Genomic DNA, 15,660 nt, shown 5'->3' with positions numbered 1-15,660 from the left:
ATACCGGTTAACGCGCCATCAGGACAAACACGCCCCAGCCGAGATATTCCCGGGTCCAGGTGACATGGTGCAGCGGCGCGGTGGTCAACTGCTGGCGAACCTCCGGCGCGAAGTGATCGTGCGGATTGGCCTCCAGCCAGCGGCGCATCGTCAGCCATTTCGCCGCTTCATAACGATCCCAGCCCTCCTGGTCGGCCAGCACCATCTCCACCACGTCATAGCCCAGTTCACCAAAGTGGGCGACCAGCGCCGGCAGCGTCAGGAAGTCATCGGGAGTCTGCGCGCCGCAGGCAACCGCCTCTTCCGCCGTGGCCGGACGTTTGCGCCACCATGGCTCGCCGATAAGCAACATGCCGCCTGGGGTAAGGCTCTGCTTCAGCAGCGCAATCGTGCCGGCCACCCCGCCGCCGATCCACGTGGCCCCCACGCAGGCGGCAATATCGCACGGCTGGCTGGCGACATATCCGCTGGCATCCTGATGCACAAAGGTTACCCGGTCGCTTACCCCGAGCGCTTCTGCACGGGCGGTCGCCTGCTGGCTGAACAGCAGGCTCATGTCCACGCCGGTGCCGACGATCTGATGATCGCGCGCCCAGCTACAGAGCATCTCGCCGGAGCCGCTGCCAAGGTCAAGAATAGCGGTGCCCGGCGCCATCCGCAGCGCCCGTCCCAGGGTGGCGTACTTTTCCGGGGTAAAAGGGTTATGAATACGGTGTTCGCTTTCACTGATAGTAAAAATGCGAGGGATATCGATCATGGGTGTTTCTCCTTGAGAGCCATACGCCCGGGCAGCGACCCTGCCCGGGTCGCTGTATCAGCGGTTGTCCGCCTGCGCGCGAACGTTATTCAAACCAGTGGTGTTGATCCGGTACGGCTGGCCGTTCACCGACTTAATCAGCTTTTTGGTTTTGAGCTTTTTGAAGACCGCGAGGGTGCAGTCGTTCAGCAACAGCCCTTCACGGGTGTAGCATTCGACGGCGGTAATGCGGCCGGAGGTATCGCGGACGTGCGCAATACGGCCACCTTTGGCGAGAACGTGTAAGGTCCGTTGTTCCTGACGGGATAAATTCATACTGAAACCTGTTCATTATCATGTGCGAAAACATGCCTACACCCGCAGGTGTGTGCGTAAGGTTTAAGCGCAGCGATAATCAGTCCGGCCTGGGCAGGTCGGGGAACTGATTATCTGATAATGACATTCTCCAGCATCGAAGCCTCGGTAAGCATTGAAAGGTATTAACGCGCTGAATACTAACACCCTCAGTTCATAAGGGTATGGCGCAGATTAAAAACTGTGACCGGTATTACGATTTACCCTCAGCCTCCCCCGCATTTTGCGCTTTCCGCCACCCGCTCTGTTCCTCAAGGTTGACCACCACCTTATCTCCCTCCCGCATTGTTAAATAATTGTTGTCAGATCACAAAATAGAAACAAAAAGGCCATTTCGTACGCATTTTATAAAAATGTAGATATTTTTAATTTATGGCTACGAAATGAACATCACCCTGACCTTACAGCGAGGAACGATCCTGATGAACGCCCTGACCGCAGTAAAACCGACACCCGCGCCGTTAGCCCAGCCATATCCGGGCTTTTCCATTGCCCCTTCCGCACAGTCGCCGCGCCTGCTGGAGCTCACCTTTTCCGCCGAAACAACCACGCAGTTCCTGCAGCAGGTCGCGCAGTGGCCGGTGCAGGCGCTGGAATACAAATCTTTCTTACGCTTCCAGGTCGGCAAGATCCTCGACGATCTGTGCGGCAATCAGCTGCAGCCGTCGCTGATCAAAACATTGCTCGATCGTGCGGAAGGCGCGCTGCTGATCAACGGCGAAGGGATCGATAACGTCAGCCAGGCCGAGGAGATGGTCAAGCTGGCCACCGCTGTCGCCCATCTGATTGGCCGTTCCAACTTCGACGCCATGAGCGGTCAGTATTACGCTCGCTTTGTGGTGAAAAATGTCGATAACTCCGACAGCTACCTGCGCCAGCCGCACCGGGTGATGGAGCTGCACAACGACGGCACCTACGTCGAAGAGCAAACCGACTACGTGTTAATGATGAAGATCGACGAGCAGAACATGCAGGGCGGCAATTCCCTGCTGCTGCATCTCGACGACTGGGAGCATCTCGACGAATTTTTCCGCGACCCGCTGGCTCGCCGCCCAATGCGCTGGGCCGCGCCGCCGAGCAAAAACGTCAGCAAGGATGTCTTCCATCCGGTGTTCGACGTCGATTCGCTGGGCCGCCCGGTAATGCGCTATATCGACCAGTTCGTCCAGCCGAAAGATTTCGAAGAAGGCACCTGGCTGAGCCGCCTTTCCGACGCGCTGGAAACCAGCAAAAACATCCTTTCAATACCGGTGCCGGTGGGCAAATTCCTGCTGATTAACAACCTGTTCTGGCTGCACGGCCGTGACCGGTTTACGCCGCACCCGGACCTGCGCCGCGAACTGATGCGCCAGCGCGGCTACTTTGCGTATTCCACGAATCATTACCAGACTCATCAATAAGGGTTCTCAGGCGAAGGAATTGAGCGGATGTATGATTTCGTGATTATCGGCGGCGGCATCATCGGCATGTCGACCGCCATGCAGTTAATTGAGATTTACCCGGACGCCCGCATTGCGCTGCTGGAAAAAGAGACCGGTCCGGCCTGCCATCAGACTGGCCACAACAGCGGCGTGATCCACGCCGGGGTGTATTACACCCCCGGCAGCCTCAAGGCGCAGTTTTGTCTCGCCGGCAACCGCGCCACCAAAGCGTTTTGCGAGCAGAACGGCATCCGCTATGACGTCTGCGGCAAAATGCTGGTCGCCACCTCGCCGCTGGAGATGGAGCGGATGCGCGCCCTGTGGGATCGCACCGCCGCCAACGGCCTGCAGCGCGAGTGGCTAAGCGCCGGGGAGCTACGCGAGCGCGAACCGAACATTACCGGGCTCGGCGGGATCTTCGTCCCTTCCAGCGGCATCGTCAGCTACCGCGACGTGGCGGCGGCAATGGCGAAGATCTTCGAAGCGAAAGGCGGAACGATCGTCTACGACGCCGAAGTCAGCGCCCTGAAAGAACATGCCAGCGGCGTGGTGATCCGCACCCGCCAGGGCGGAGAATATGAGGCCTCGACGCTGATCGCCTGTTCGGGCTTGATGGCCGATCGGCTGGTGAAAATGCTCGGCGTCGATCCCGGGTTTATCATCTGTCCGTTCCGCGGCGAATATTTCCAGCTGGCGCCGCAGCACAACCAGATCGTCAACCATCTGATCTATCCGATCCCCGATCCGGCGATGCCGTTCCTCGGCGTCCACCTGACCCGCATGATCGACGGCAGCGTCACCGTCGGCCCCAACGCCGTGCTGGCTCTGAAGCGCGAAGGCTACCGCAAGCGCGATATCTCGCTGGCCGATACCCTGGAGATCCTCACCTCGCCCGGCATCCGCCGGGTACTGCAAAACAACCTGCGCGCCGGACTGGGCGAAATGAAGAATTCGCTGTGCAGAAGCGGCTATCTGCGGCTGGTGCAGAAATACTGCCCGAGCCTGACGCTGAGCGATTTACGCCCGTGGCCCGCCGGCGTGCGGGCGCAGGCGGTATCGCCGCAGGGCAAACTGATCGACGATTTTCTCTTCGTCACCACCGCGCGTTCGATACATACCTGCAATGCGCCATCGCCGGCGGCCACCTCCGCTATCCCGATCGGCGCGCACATCGTCAGCAAGGTGCAGACCCTGCTGGAAAGCCAGAGCAATCCCGGACGCACGCTGCGTGCGGCACGTAGCGTGGAGACACTACACGCCGCTTTTACCCGTTAACCCCCTTAAGACAGGAAGCGATTATGCAACTCAACGATATGACACTGTTTCGCCAGCAGGCGCTGATCGATGGTCAGTGGCGCGATGCGCCCAACGGCGATGTGATTGCGGTGACCAACCCGGCCAACGGCGAGCAGCTCGGCAGTGTGCCGAAAATGGGCGCCGACGAAACCCGTGAAGCAATTGAAGCCGCCAATCGCGCCCTTCCCGCCTGGCGTGCCCTGACCGCCAAAGAGCGGGCGAATATTCTGCGCCGCTGGTTCGATCTTATGATGGAGAATCAGGACGATCTCGCCCGCCTGATGACCCTCGAGCAGGGAAAACCGCTGGCGGAAGCCAAAGGCGAAATCAGCTACGCCGCCTCCTTTATTGAGTGGTTCGCCGAAGAAGGTAAGCGCATTTACGGCGATACCATTCCCGGCCATCAGGCCGACAAACGCCTGCTGGTGATTAAGCAGCCCATCGGCGTTACCGCCGCCATCACCCCGTGGAACTTCCCGGCGGCGATGATCACCCGCAAAGCGGGCCCGGCGCTGGCCGCCGGCTGCACCATGGTCCTGAAACCGGCCAGCCAGACGCCGTTTTCAGCGCTGGCGCTGGCCGAACTGGCCAATCGCGCCGGGATCCCCGCCGGGGTGTTCAACGTGGTCACCGGTTCCGCCGGGGCCGTCGGCGGCGAACTGACCAGCAACCCGCTGGTGCGCAAGCTCTCCTTTACCGGCTCGACCGAGATTGGCCGCCAGCTGATGGAGCAGTGCGCGAAAGACATCAAAAAAGTCTCCCTGGAACTCGGCGGCAACGCGCCGTTTATCGTCTTTGATGATGCCGACCTTGATAAAGCCGTCGAAGGGGCGCTGGCGTCGAAGTTCCGCAACGCCGGGCAGACCTGCGTCTGCGCCAACCGACTGTACGTCCAGGACGGGGTGTATGACCGTTTCGCTGAAAAACTGCAGCAGGCGGTGGAAAAACTGCGCATCGGCGATGGCCTGCAGGATGGCGTCACCACCGGCCCGCTGATCGACGAGAAAGCCGTCACCAAAGTTGAAGAACATATTGCCGACGCCATCGCCAAAGGCGCGAAAGTCGTCACCGGCGGCAAACCGCACGCCCTGGGCGGCAACTTCTTCCAGCCGACCATCCTGGTCAACGTTCCCGACAGCGCCAAAGTGGCGAAAGAGGAGACCTTCGGCCCGCTGGCGCCGCTGTTCCGCTTTAAGGATGAAGCCGACGTCATTGCCCAGGCCAACGATACCGAATTCGGCCTCGCCGCCTATTTCTACGCCCGCGATCTGAGCCGCGTCTTCCGCGTCGGCGAAGCGCTGGAATACGGCATTATCGGGATTAACACCGGCATTATCTCCACCGAAGTCGCCCCGTTCGGCGGCGTCAAGGCCTCCGGCCTCGGCCGCGAAGGGTCGAAGTACGGCATCGAAGATTACTTAGAAATCAAATATATGTGTATTGGCCTTTAACAGGAGCGATGGATGAACAGCAATAAAGCAATGATGGCGCGTCGCAGCGATGCGGTCCCGCGCGGCGTCGGCCAGATCCACCCTATCTTCGCCGAACGCGCGGAGAATTGCCGGGTGTGGGACGTCGAAGGCCGGGAATATCTCGATTTTGCCGGCGGTATCGCGGTGCTCAATACCGGCCATCTGCATCCGCAGGTTGTCGCCGCCGTCGAAGACCAGCTGAAAAAGCTATCTCATACCTGCTTCCAGGTACTGGCCTACGAGCCCTATCTGGCGCTGTGCGAAAAGATGAACCAGAAGGTGCCCGGTGATTTCGCCAAGAAAACCCTGCTGGTCACCACCGGGTCGGAAGCGGTGGAGAACGCGGTGAAAATCGCCCGCGCGGCAACCGGGCGCAGCGGCGCCATCGCCTTCACCGGCGCCTATCACGGCCGTACCCATTACACCCTGTCGCTAACCGGGAAAGTGAACCCGTACTCCGCCGGTATGGGGTTAATGCCGGGCCACGTCTATCGCGCCCTCTACCCGTGCGCGCTGCACGGCGTCAGTGATGACGAGGCGATCGCCAGCATCCATCGCATCTTCAAAAACGATGCCGCGCCGGAAGATATCGCCGCCATCATTATCGAGCCGGTGCAGGGTGAAGGCGGATTCTATGCCGCCTCCCCGGCCTTTATGCAGCGCCTGCGCGCCCTGTGCGACGAGCACGGCATTATGCTCATCGCCGATGAGGTCCAGAGCGGCGCGGGCCGTACCGGCACGCTGTTCGCCATGGAGCAGATGGGCGTGGCGGCGGATATCACCACCTTCGCCAAATCCATCGCCGGCGGTTTCCCGCTGGCGGGCGTCACCGGGCGGGCGGAGGTGATGGATGCCATCGCCCCCGGCGGACTCGGCGGCACCTACGCTGGCAACCCCATCGCCTGCGCCGCCGCCCTGGCGGTATTACAGATTTTCGAGCAGGAGAACCTGCTGGAAAAAGCCAACCAGCTTGGCGACACCCTGCGCCAGGGCCTGCTGGCGATTGCAGAAGATCATCCGGAGATCGGTGACGTTCGCGGCCTGGGGGCGATGATCGCCATTGAGCTGTTTGAAGAGGGCGACCGCAGCAAGCCTAACGCCAGACTGACGGCGGATATCGTCGCCCGCGCCCGCGACAAAGGCCTGATCCTGCTCTCCTGCGGGCCGTACTACAACGTGCTGCGCATCCTGGTGCCGCTGACCATTGAAGAGGCGCAGATCGAGCAGGGTCTCAAGATCATCGCCGACTGCTTTACCGAGGCGAAACAGGCATAGAACAGAACACATGCGGAAGCGAAGTACGTTCGTAAGGGAATGAAGACGAGACCTGCAAAACAACAATAATACGCGTGCCCCGGCGCGGGAATGTCGGGGCGCTCTCCCAGGTGACACACTTCGAGAGGGTAAATGATGGGGCAACTGTCGCAATCACAGGATTTAGGGGCGGGACTGAAGTCGCGCCACGTCACGATGTTATCTATCGCCGGGGTGATCGGCGCGAGTTTATTTGTCGGTTCCAGCGTCGCCATTGCCGAAGCGGGCCCGGCGGTGCTGCTGGCCTATCTGTTTGCCGGGCTGCTGGTGGTGATGATTATGCGTATGCTGGCCGAAATGGCCGTCGCCACGCCGGATACTGGCTCCTTTTCCACCTACGCCGACAAAGCCATCGGCCGCTGGGCGGGGTATACCATCGGCTGGCTGTACTGGTGGTTCTGGGTACTGGTTATTCCGCTGGAAGCCAATATCGCGGCGATTATTCTGCATTCGTGGGTGCCGGGCGTCCCGGTGTGGTTGTTCTCCCTGGTCATCACTCTCGCCCTCACCGGCAGTAACCTGCTGAGCGTCAAGAACTACGGTGAATTCGAGTTCTGGCTGGCGCTGTGCAAAGTGATCGCTATTCTGGCGTTTATCGTACTGGGCGCGGTCGCCATTACCGGTTTTTATCCCTATGCCGAGGTCAGCGGCATTTCGCGGCTGTGGGACCACGGCGGCTTTATGCCGAACGGCTTCGGCGCGGTGCTGAGCGCGATGCTGATCACCATGTTCTCCTTTATGGGCGCGGAGATCGTCACCATTGCCGCCGCCGAATCGGACACGCCGGATAAACACATCGTCCGCGCCACCAACTCGGTGATCTGGCGTATCTCTATTTTTTATCTGTGCTCGATCTTTATCGTCGTCGCCCTCATCCCATGGAATATGCCGGGGCTGAAGAGCATCGGTTCCTACCGCTCGGTGCTCGAGCTGCTGCATATTCCCTACGCGAAGCTGATTATGGACGGCGTGATCCTCCTGTCGGTCACCAGCTGTCTGAACTCGGCGCTGTATACCGCCTCGCGGATGCTCTACTCCCTGAGCCGTCGCGGCGATGCGCCGGCCATCATGGGCCGGACCAACCGCAGCAAAACTCCGTACGTGGCGGTGCTGCTCTCCACCGGCGCGGCGTTCCTCACCGTAGTGGTGAACTACTATGCGCCCGCGAAGGTGTTTAAATTCCTCATCGACAGCTCTGGCGCCATCGCCCTGCTGGTCTATCTGGTGATCGCCGTTTCACAACTGCGGATGCGCAAAATCCTTCAGGCGCAAGGCGGCGAGATCCGTCTGAGAATGTGGCTCTATCCGTACCTGACCTGGCTGGTGATCGCCTTTATCACCTTCGTGCTGGTGGTGATGCTGTTCCGTCCGGCGCAGCAGCTGGAGGTGATCTCTACCGGCCTGTTAGCATTGGGAATTATTTGTACAGTCCCGATTATGTCGCGCTGGAAAAAGCTGGTATTGTGGCAAAAACTGCCGCTGCAAAATACGCGTTAACCCTGTTCCCGGCGCCCGCCGGGAAGAGTATTCAGGAGTAAGAACATGACCGCCATTCCCCAGGCGACGGCCATTGACGGGTACCGTTGGCTGAAAAACGACATCATCCGCGGGGTCTACCAACCCGATGAGAAGCTGCGAATGAGCCTGCTGACGTCGCGCTATGAGCTCGGTGTCGGGCCGCTGCGGGAGGCGCTCTCGCAGCTGGTGGCGGAAAGGCTGGTGACGGTGGTTAATCAGAAAGGCTATCGGGTGGCGCCCATGTCGGAGCAGGAGCTTCTCGATATCTTCGACGCGCGCGCCAATATGGAAGCCATGCTGGTGCGCCTCGCCATCGAACGCGGCGGCGACGAGTGGGAAGCCGAGCTGCTGGCCCGCGCCCATCTGCTCAACAAGCTGGAGTCCTGTGACGCCAGTGAGCGCTTACTCGATGAATGGGACCAGCGCCATCAGGCGTTTCACACCGCCATCGTCGCCGGCTGCGGCTCCCAGTATCTGCTGCAGATGCGCGAAAGGCTGTTCGATCTGGCGGCGCGCTACCGTTTCATCTGGCTGCGCACCACCGTGCTGTCGGTGGAGATGCTGGAAGACAAGCATGTCCAGCACCAGACCCTGCTGGACGCCATTCTGGCGCGCGATGCCGAACGAGCCAGCGCGCTGATGCGCGAGCACTTACTGACCCCTATCCCGATTATTCAACAGGCGATGGCTGGCAAGCTGTCGCCGCAGGCAGGGTGAGTCAGATGGTGGGGTTGAAATTACGGGTATGGCGGCACGCTCCTCCACGCCGCACGGGCGTGGAGAAATCGTATCCGTAGATCAATCAGGCCCGCAGGCGAACCGGTTCGCTGAAATCGTCGGCCGGTTCCAGCTTCAGATTAAAGGTGGTCAGCAGTGCTGCCGCGCGCTCGTGGAACTCGCGTAGCGTTTTTTCCAGTCTCTCGCTCACTTCCGGGTCGTCAATGTCGACCGCCTGCCATGAACCTTCTTTATTGAACAGGCCAAACTGGTAGCTATAGGTGAAACGTGACTCTTGTGCTTCCATTTCCATCCACCAGCCCCAGAATTCACGCTTCTCCGGTGCGGGCTTAACATTGACGCAAACTGCCAGGCAATCGAAAAAGAAACGGTTGTCATGGCACTGCTCTTCGCGAATGTAAGGCCCTAGCGCCGTGAATTTCTTGATCAACTTACTTTTCAGGTGTCCACTCGGTAACGTCATTGCGATCTCCTTTAGTGATGCAACTGTTTTACCAAACCAATAGAATTTAGCAATAAATTAACCAAATCTATGATTGATCCAGCGGGCGATCTGTCGCAATGCGTGATCAAAATTGCGATACACCGGGTTAAACGGGATCTCCAGCAGTTTGCCATCGGCAGATGACGAAGTGATTAACCGCGACTCCTCTTCGGGGCTGAACGGATCGTCCTTCCAGAAGCCGGAAAGCATCGGCGTCGGGCAACGGCGCCCCAGCAGTCCCTGGGTTTTTAACGAGTAGCGGTTGAGCTCCACGCGCAGCGCTTCATCGGACGCGTCATGCATGCCCAGCCGCGAGGCCAGCACGTCAAGATACATCTCCGGCACGCGCCCCTGATGCAGGGGATCCACCAGCAGACCATGAACGACCGGGCCCAGACACGCCACAGCCTTCAGCCGCTGCGGCTCCAGGTAACCCAGACGGACCGCGATATTGGCGCCAAAGCGGAAGCCAAAGGCCGCGACCCGGGTATGATCGACCCACGGTACATTTTCCAGATGGCGCAGCGCGTGCTGGTGCAGCAGGCTGGTGTCCTGATTCAGCGTCCATTTTGACGAGAAGCCGATGGAAGGCATATCGATCGTCAGCATGGCAATACCGAGCGGTGAGAAGTAGTTCTCATACAGGTTGTAATAATCCGTCTGCAGTGAGTCCAGGCCCCCGCACATCAGCACCGTCGGAAACGGCCCATCGCCTTTTGGCATATGCAAAAAGCCGGTTATTGGCGAACCGCCAGGAATGGTGAACTCCAGTTCGCGCAGCGAGCCCGGCAGCCGCTGGGCGGCCTCTTCATACGCCCGGTTGGCTAAAGCCTGCGCCTGTTCGGCCAGCTCATCGCCTTTAATATGCGGATAAGCGGCAATGCTATACAGGTTCGATGCATGCAACCAGTGGCGGCCGCTCAGCAAAGGATCGGCTTCCTGCCCGGCCTTTTGCTGCCACTGCATGGCCTCTTTCGCCCACTCAAAGATCCAGTTGCCGCCGCGATAGCCGATAACGGTATCGAACAGTTCTGGATCCGTTCGTTCGGCCTCGCTCATCACAATGCGCGCTTGCACATCGAGGATCTCCTGCGGGGTCACGCCGCGCCAGATCCACATCAAACGGTTGATCAGACGGTACCAGTGATCGACGTGATTGCCGCTCAGCGCCGACTGCATCGCCTGCGGTTTTCCGGCGGAAAACCGACGCACCAGCGTAGAGGTTTCGGGATGTTTGAAGCGGGGTTTAAACAGCGTTTCGCTGAGGTTAGCCTGTGACATGTGCAGCCTCCGTCGTAGTGCCACTCCTGTTATTGTAACCTGCTAAAGGATAAAAAAAACCACGCCCGGCAAGCCGGGCGTGGTAAATAGCACTGTCCTGAAGAATTAACGACCTGCGATAGGCGGTACAAACACCACGCCCATATCCCACGGCTGTTCAATCCAGGTGTCCTGCGGAATATCCACAACGTAATCGTCCACCAGCGGGCGGCCTGCCGGCTTGGCGAAAATGGTGACAAAGTGTGCTTTTGGATACATTTCGCGGATCGCCACGGCGGTACCGCCGGTATCCACCAGATCGTCGATAACGATAAAGCCTTCGCCATCGCCTTCCGCGCGTTTCAGCACTTTCAGCTCGCGCTGGTTATCATGGTCGTAGCTGGAGATGCATACGGTATCAACATGACGAATGCCCAGTTCACGCGCCAGTAAGGCTCCCGGTACCAGTCCACCGCGGCTGACGGCAATAATGCCTTTCCATTGCTCAACCGGCAGCAGACGGCTGGCCAGTTTGCGGGCGTGAATCTGCAACATGTCCCAGGTGACGACGTATTTTTCGCTCATGTGAAGTGTCCCAGCCTGTGTAATACGGCTTAAATAATGTTCGAGGGGGAAAATGGTTGCGCGAGATTATAGAGATCTGACGCACTAAAAACCAGTGTTAAGCGGTTTGCGCAACGCTTTTTGCGTTGTTTACACTACCTGCGGCGATGGAAAGTGGTATTCTCAACCCCATCGCGCAAGCCCGGGCTTGTTGTGTATTTTAACGCTAACCCTCGTCCTGCAACCGCTGTATGCAGGAGTCTGTAAGGAGACTTACCGTGTCTGAACTGTCTCAACTATCCCCGCAGCCGCTTTGGGATATTTTTGCCAAGATTTGCTCCATCCCGCACCCGTCCTATCACGAAGAACAGCTCGCCGAGCACATTATGGGTTGGGCAAAAGAAAAAGGCTTACACGCGGAACGTGACCAGGTTGGCAACATTCTGATTCGTAAAGGCGCGACTGCCGGTATGGAAAACCGCAAGCCGGTAGCGCTGCAGGCGCACCTCGATATGGTGCCGCAGAAAAACAACGATACCGTCCACGACTTCGCCAAAGATCCGATCCAGCCGTACATTGACGGCGAATGGGTGAAAGCGCGCGGCACCACGCTGGGCGCGGATAACGGCATCGGGATGGCGTCCGCACTGGCGGTGCTGGCCGACGACAGCGTCGCTCACGGCCCGCTGGAAGTGCTACTGACCATGACCGAAGAGGCCGGTATGGACGGCGCGTTCGGTCTGCAGGCCAACTGGCTGCAGGCGGATATCCTGATCAATACCGACTCCGAAGAAGAAGGCGAAATCTACATGGGTTGCGCCGGCGGGATCGATTTCACCTCTAACCTGGCGCTGACTCGCGAAGCGATTCCGGCCGGGTTCCAAAGCTTTAAAGTAACCTTAAAAGGGCTGAAAGGCGGCCACTCCGGCGGTGACATTCACCTGGGTCTGGGTAACGCCAACAAGCTGCTGTCGCGCTTCCTCGCCGGCCACGCCGATGAGCTGGATTTGCGTCTGGTCGATTTCAACGGCGGTACGTTGCGCAACGCCATCCCGCGCGAAGCATACGCAACCGTCGCCGTCGCCGCGGATAAAGCCGATGCGCTGAAAGCGCTGGTGAATACTTACCAGGCGCTGCTGAAAAACGAGCTGGAGGCCAAAGAGAAGAACCTGGTAGTGCTCCTGGAAGCGGTTGATAACGACAAAGCAGCGCTGACGCAGGCTTCCCGCGACGGTTTCATCCGCCTGCTGAACGCCACGCCGAACGGGGTTATCCGCAACTCTGACGTGGCGAAAGGCGTAGTGGAAACTTCGCTGAACGTCGGCGTCGTCACCATGACCGATGACAACGTGCAGATCCACTGCCTGATCCGCTCGCTGATCGACAGCGGCAAAGACTACGTGGTCAGCATGCTGGATTCTCTGGGTAAACTGGCGGGGGCGAAAACCGAAGCCAAAGGCGCTTACCCTGGCTGGCAGCCGGACGCCAACTCGCCGGTAATGCACCTGGTGCGCGAGACTTACCAGCGTCTGTTCAACAAGACGCCGAACATCCAGATCATCCACGCCGGTCTGGAATGCGGTCTGTTCAAAAAACCGTATCCGGAGATGGACATGGTCTCCATCGGGCCAACCATTACCGGTCCGCACTCCCCGGATGAGCAGGTACATATCGAAAGCGTCGGTCAGTACTGGACGCTGCTGACCGAGCTGTTGAAAGCCATTCCGGCTAAATAAGCCCCACCACCGGCGGCGGCCCGCCGCCGGTTTTCCCCGCATCACCTTAGCGCCACGCGTTTTTCCATCCGGTAGTTAATAAACCACTCCCCACGGGCTGCCACCCGCTGCTCCGCCACCACTTTAAATCCATGGGCCGTAAAACAGGGCTTTGCGGTAATGCTGGCGTCCACCGTCAGGATTTGCGCAGGATACTGAGCGCAGAGCGCCTCGATAAGCGCGCCGCCGATACCCTGCCGGGCGTGATCCGGCGAGACAAAGAGCAAATCGATATGCGTCCCGATGGCGGTGATAAAGCCAACCGGTTGATTGTTAACCACGGCCACCCGCCCGACTGAGTCAGCCAGCTTTTGTCGCCAGCGCGTCTCATCCATCTGCGCCCAGGCCGCAATCTGCGCCGGGGTATAGTCCCGGCTCGCCGTTTCCTGCACCGCGCGCAGAAAGATCTGGCAGAGCAATGGCAAATCGCTGTCGCGGTAAGCACGAATATGCATGGTTAAATCCCTAATAAAAGCTGCCTTTCCAGCTGCGGATCGAGCAGCGTCACATGGAGCCCAACCAGACGCACGCCCCGTCCGCCGCGCCGCTCATCCCAGGCTTTGTGGGCGGTGGCAATCAGATCCTCTTTGTTCAGCCGCGGCCAGACGTGCTCCTGAGTGGTCAGCTGGAAGTCATTGAATTTCAGTTTAATCCCCTGGCGGGCGATCAACAGGTCCGGTTTGACCTTCGCCAGCCGCCGCTCCAGTTCGGGATAGAGATTTTCGATAATCGCTTCGCACGCTGACCATTCGTGGATATCTTCCGCTAACGTCCGCTCCACGCCCACCGATTTACGTTGCCGATCGTTATGGATTTCCCGCTCATCAATCCCGTGGCTGCGCTCCCACAGAATACGGCCGAATTTACCGAAGCGCTTGAGCAGCATGGCCAGATCGCTGTTCTGCACATCGCCACAGGTACGCAGGCCCATATTTTCCAGCTTCGCCGCCGACACCTTTCCGACACCGGGTATTTTCGCCAGCGGCAGCGCCCGCACAAACTCTGCCACCTGATGGGGAGCGATAACGAACTGGCCGTTGGGTTTATTCATATCGGAAGCGATTTTAGCGAGAAACTTCACCGGCGCCACGCCCGCCGAGGCGGTGAGGTGCAGCTCCCGTTCGATGGTCTGGCGGATCTCCTGAGCTATTAGAGTGGCCGACCCGTGACAATGCACGCTGTCGCTGACGTCAAGGTAGGCTTCATCCAGCGACAGCGGCTCAATGCGCGAGGTATAGCGGGAGAAAATTTCGCGGATATGATTCGAGGCTTCTTTGTAGGCATCGAAGCGGCCGGGAAGCAGCGTGAGATGCGGGCACAGCTTGAGCGCCGTTGCCGTCGGCATGGCGCTGCGCACACCAAACTTACGCGCAGGATAGTTCGCGGTACTAATCACGCCACGCTGTACCCGACTGCCGCCTATCGCGAGGGGGATATCACGCAACGCCGGGTTGTCGCGCATCTCCACCGCTGCAAAGAAACAGTCCATATCGACATGGATAATTTTACGCATCGTCAGACTCAACACTGTATACCCATACAGCATAGCAAAACTGCGCGCCAGTTTGATGCTTTTTTTACTCCGGTGGTCAAAAAAACGCTGACAACATAAAAGTGCAATAAATCATGTTTATTTTCATAACGTTAATCAACTAATCTGAAAGATACAATCATGAAGAAACGACTCACCGCCCTTTGCCTGCTGGCCGCCAGCAGCGCTTTAGCTAACCCACAGCTGATTGCCCACCGCGGCGGTACCGGCGATGCGCCGGAAAATACCCTGCCAGCTATTAAACTGGCGCTGGAGAACCACGCTGAGGCCATCTGGGTCACGGTGCAGTTAAGCCGCGACGGCGTACCGGTACTCTACCGTTCAAGCGATCTCTCCGCCCTGACCAACGCCGAGGGTAAGGTCTCCAGCTTAACCGCCGCCGAGCTGGCGAAAGTCGACGCCGGCTGGAAATGGGGGGATGACAGCCACCCGTGGCGCGGTAAGCAGGCCACGATCCCGACCCTGCAAAGCGTGCTGCAACAGTGGCCGCACACTTTTTTCTATATCGATATCAAATCTCCAGATGCCGAACCGGCGGTGATGGGCGAACGCCTGCTGGCGGTGTTAAAAGCCACCGACAGCCTCGATCGCGTGCGGGTCTATTCCACCGATGACCGCTATATCGCCGCCCTGCCATCGGCTATTCCCCGCTTCGTCACCCGCAGCGAGACTCGCACTAAACTTGCGACTATTTCACTCAGCCACCAGTGTCAACTGAGCAGCCAGCACGAGGGCGAGCAGTGGTATGGGCTGGAGCTGAAGCGCAAGGTGGAGGTGGTGGAGAAGTTTACCCTTGGCGAAGGGATCTCCCCGGCAACGCTCACCTGGGATAAAGAGGCGATGGATTGCTTCCGCTCACAGGGCAAAGCGCACATTATTTTCTTCGGCATCAACAGTGCGGAAGACTACCGCACGGCGAAGGAGCTGGGCGCCGACGGGGTGATGGTGGATTCTCCGGCACAGGCGAAAAGCTGGCAGTAAGGGAGTCAACGGCTAAAAAGGCCGCGAAAGCGGCCTCACATTGCTGGCATGCTATTGCCGGGTGGCGGCTAGCGCCTGACCCGGCCTACGGTCCCAAATCACCGCCGGGCCTGGGGCAACTGAAACTGCCGGTGCTGGCGGCCTCAACATCGCTGAGACGTTCCCGGAAGGCCG

The 15,660-nt window shown here is 59.1% G+C and carries 15 protein-coding genes; 8 read left to right on the top strand and 7 right to left on the bottom strand.

The features are described from left to right. Positions 1 to 7: 7 nt before the first annotated feature. Together NKJ21_RS19180 and NKJ21_RS19175 are read right to left on the bottom strand one after the other, a co-directional pair. The gene (locus tag NKJ21_RS19180; RefSeq protein ID WP_049157701.1) at positions 8 to 757 is read right to left on the bottom strand and encodes a cyclopropane-fatty-acyl-phospholipid synthase family protein; all 750 of its coding nucleotides are present in this window, start codon (positions 755 to 757) and stop codon (positions 8 to 10) included. Between the two features lie 57 nt (positions 758 to 814). Then, positions 815 to 1,072 carry a YjhX family toxin gene (locus NKJ21_RS19175; protein ID WP_008805277.1) on the bottom strand — a complete coding sequence of 86 codons (258 nt, stop codon included), beginning with the start codon at positions 1,070 to 1,072 and terminating at the stop codon, positions 815 to 817. Between the two features lie 461 nt (positions 1,073 to 1,533). Between NKJ21_RS19175 and glaH the strand changes: the two genes are divergently transcribed. The 6 genes from glaH (at position 1,534) to csiR (ending at position 8,849) form a co-directional block, all read left to right on the top strand. Continuing rightward, positions 1,534 to 2,511, top strand: coding sequence for a glutarate dioxygenase GlaH (gene glaH, locus NKJ21_RS19170; RefSeq protein ID WP_254733174.1), 978 nt, complete (start codon positions 1,534 to 1,536; stop codon positions 2,509 to 2,511). A gap of 27 nt (positions 2,512 to 2,538) precedes the next feature. Further along, positions 2,539 to 3,807 carry an L-2-hydroxyglutarate oxidase gene (gene lhgO, locus NKJ21_RS19165; protein ID WP_032734866.1) on the top strand — a complete coding sequence of 423 codons (1,269 nt, stop codon included), beginning with the start codon at positions 2,539 to 2,541 and terminating at the stop codon, positions 3,805 to 3,807. Between the two features lie 23 nt (positions 3,808 to 3,830). Next, on the top strand, positions 3,831 to 5,279 hold the full coding sequence (gene gabD / locus NKJ21_RS19160) for an NADP-dependent succinate-semialdehyde dehydrogenase (protein ID WP_048267472.1): 1,449 nt from the start codon (positions 3,831 to 3,833) through the stop codon (positions 5,277 to 5,279). A gap of 12 nt (positions 5,280 to 5,291) precedes the next feature. Next, positions 5,292 to 6,575, top strand: a complete 1,284-nt coding sequence (gene gabT / locus NKJ21_RS19155; RefSeq protein WP_008805274.1) for a 4-aminobutyrate--2-oxoglutarate transaminase — start codon at positions 5,292 to 5,294, stop codon at positions 6,573 to 6,575. Positions 6,576 to 6,710: 135 nt separating this feature from the next. Next, positions 6,711 to 8,111, top strand: coding sequence for a GABA permease (gabP, locus tag NKJ21_RS19150; RefSeq protein WP_002889795.1), 1,401 nt, complete (start codon positions 6,711 to 6,713; stop codon positions 8,109 to 8,111). Between the two features lie 45 nt (positions 8,112 to 8,156). Then, positions 8,157 to 8,849, top strand: coding sequence for a DNA-binding transcriptional regulator CsiR (csiR, locus tag NKJ21_RS19145; protein WP_008805273.1), 693 nt, complete (start codon positions 8,157 to 8,159; stop codon positions 8,847 to 8,849). Positions 8,850 to 8,934: 85 nt separating this feature from the next. On the opposite strand, the gene crl is transcribed toward csiR, so the two are convergent. The 3 genes from crl to gpt all read right to left on the bottom strand — a co-directional run bounded on the left by crl (position 8,935) and on the right by gpt (position 11,199). Further along, positions 8,935 to 9,333: a sigma factor-binding protein Crl gene (gene crl / locus NKJ21_RS19140; protein ID WP_004178681.1), complete on the bottom strand. Its 399-nt coding sequence runs from the start codon at positions 9,331 to 9,333 to the stop codon at positions 8,935 to 8,937. A gap of 57 nt (positions 9,334 to 9,390) precedes the next feature. Then, the gene (gene frsA, locus NKJ21_RS19135; protein WP_012542786.1) at positions 9,391 to 10,635 is read right to left on the bottom strand and encodes an esterase FrsA; all 1,245 of its coding nucleotides are present in this window, start codon (positions 10,633 to 10,635) and stop codon (positions 9,391 to 9,393) included. Between the two features lie 105 nt (positions 10,636 to 10,740). Then, positions 10,741 to 11,199 carry a xanthine phosphoribosyltransferase gene (gene gpt / locus NKJ21_RS19130; protein WP_002889733.1) on the bottom strand — a complete coding sequence of 153 codons (459 nt, stop codon included), beginning with the start codon at positions 11,197 to 11,199 and terminating at the stop codon, positions 10,741 to 10,743. Positions 11,200 to 11,456: 257 nt separating this feature from the next. Between gpt and pepD the strand changes: the two genes are divergently transcribed. Continuing rightward, the gene (pepD, locus tag NKJ21_RS19125; RefSeq protein WP_012968882.1) at positions 11,457 to 12,914 is read left to right on the top strand and encodes a cytosol nonspecific dipeptidase; all 1,458 of its coding nucleotides are present in this window, start codon (positions 11,457 to 11,459) and stop codon (positions 12,912 to 12,914) included. Between the two features lie 41 nt (positions 12,915 to 12,955). On the opposite strand, the gene NKJ21_RS19120 is transcribed toward pepD, so the two are convergent. Both NKJ21_RS19120 and dinB read right to left on the bottom strand, forming a co-directional pair. Beyond that, positions 12,956 to 13,408, bottom strand: coding sequence for a GNAT family N-acetyltransferase (locus NKJ21_RS19120; protein ID WP_254733148.1), 453 nt, complete (start codon positions 13,406 to 13,408; stop codon positions 12,956 to 12,958). 2 nt (positions 13,409 to 13,410) lie between these two features. Continuing rightward, complete coding sequence (dinB, locus tag NKJ21_RS19115; RefSeq protein WP_008805269.1) at positions 13,411 to 14,466, bottom strand: DNA polymerase IV; 1,056 nt, start codon at positions 14,464 to 14,466, stop codon at positions 13,411 to 13,413. Between the two features lie 159 nt (positions 14,467 to 14,625). Here dinB and NKJ21_RS19110 point away from each other — a divergent pair, with 159 nt between their 5' ends. Next, a complete protein-coding gene (locus tag NKJ21_RS19110) occupies positions 14,626 to 15,486 on the top strand; it encodes a glycerophosphodiester phosphodiesterase family protein (protein WP_060876702.1) in 861 nt (286 codons plus the stop codon). Positions 15,487 to 15,660: the final 174 nt, after the last annotated feature.

This window comes from Klebsiella sp. SWET4 (assembly GCF_024296565.1).
In the GTDB taxonomy this organism is placed as follows: Bacteria; Pseudomonadota; Gammaproteobacteria; order Enterobacterales; family Enterobacteriaceae; genus Klebsiella; species Klebsiella variicola.
This window is presented reverse-complemented; position numbering and strand designations above follow the sequence as displayed.

Excerpts from the sequence above, each read along its gene's own strand:
- NKJ21_RS19180 (WP_049157701.1), bottom strand. The coding sequence starts at position 757 with ATGATCGATATCCCTCGCATTTTTACTATCAGTGAAAGCGAACACCGT.
- NKJ21_RS19175 (WP_008805277.1), bottom strand. The coding sequence starts at position 1,072 with ATGAATTTATCCCGTCAGGAACAACGGACCTTACACGTTCTCGCCAAA.
- glaH (WP_254733174.1), top strand. The coding sequence starts at position 1,534 with ATGAACGCCCTGACCGCAGTAAAACCGACACCCGCGCCGTTAGCCCAG.
- lhgO (WP_032734866.1), top strand. The coding sequence starts at position 2,539 with ATGTATGATTTCGTGATTATCGGCGGCGGCATCATCGGCATGTCGACC.
- gabD (WP_048267472.1), top strand. The coding sequence starts at position 3,831 with ATGCAACTCAACGATATGACACTGTTTCGCCAGCAGGCGCTGATCGAT.
- gabT (WP_008805274.1), top strand. The coding sequence starts at position 5,292 with ATGAACAGCAATAAAGCAATGATGGCGCGTCGCAGCGATGCGGTCCCG.
- gabP (WP_002889795.1), top strand. The coding sequence starts at position 6,711 with ATGGGGCAACTGTCGCAATCACAGGATTTAGGGGCGGGACTGAAGTCG.
- csiR (WP_008805273.1), top strand. The coding sequence starts at position 8,157 with ATGACCGCCATTCCCCAGGCGACGGCCATTGACGGGTACCGTTGGCTG.
- crl (WP_004178681.1), bottom strand. The coding sequence starts at position 9,333 with ATGACGTTACCGAGTGGACACCTGAAAAGTAAGTTGATCAAGAAATTC.
- frsA (WP_012542786.1), bottom strand. The coding sequence starts at position 10,635 with ATGTCACAGGCTAACCTCAGCGAAACGCTGTTTAAACCCCGCTTCAAA.
- gpt (WP_002889733.1), bottom strand. The coding sequence starts at position 11,199 with ATGAGCGAAAAATACGTCGTCACCTGGGACATGTTGCAGATTCACGCC.
- NKJ21_RS19120 (WP_254733148.1), bottom strand. The coding sequence starts at position 13,408 with ATGCATATTCGTGCTTACCGCGACAGCGATTTGCCATTGCTCTGCCAG.
- dinB (WP_008805269.1), bottom strand. The coding sequence starts at position 14,466 with ATGCGTAAAATTATCCATGTCGATATGGACTGTTTCTTTGCAGCGGTG.
- NKJ21_RS19110 (WP_060876702.1), top strand. The coding sequence starts at position 14,626 with ATGAAGAAACGACTCACCGCCCTTTGCCTGCTGGCCGCCAGCAGCGCT.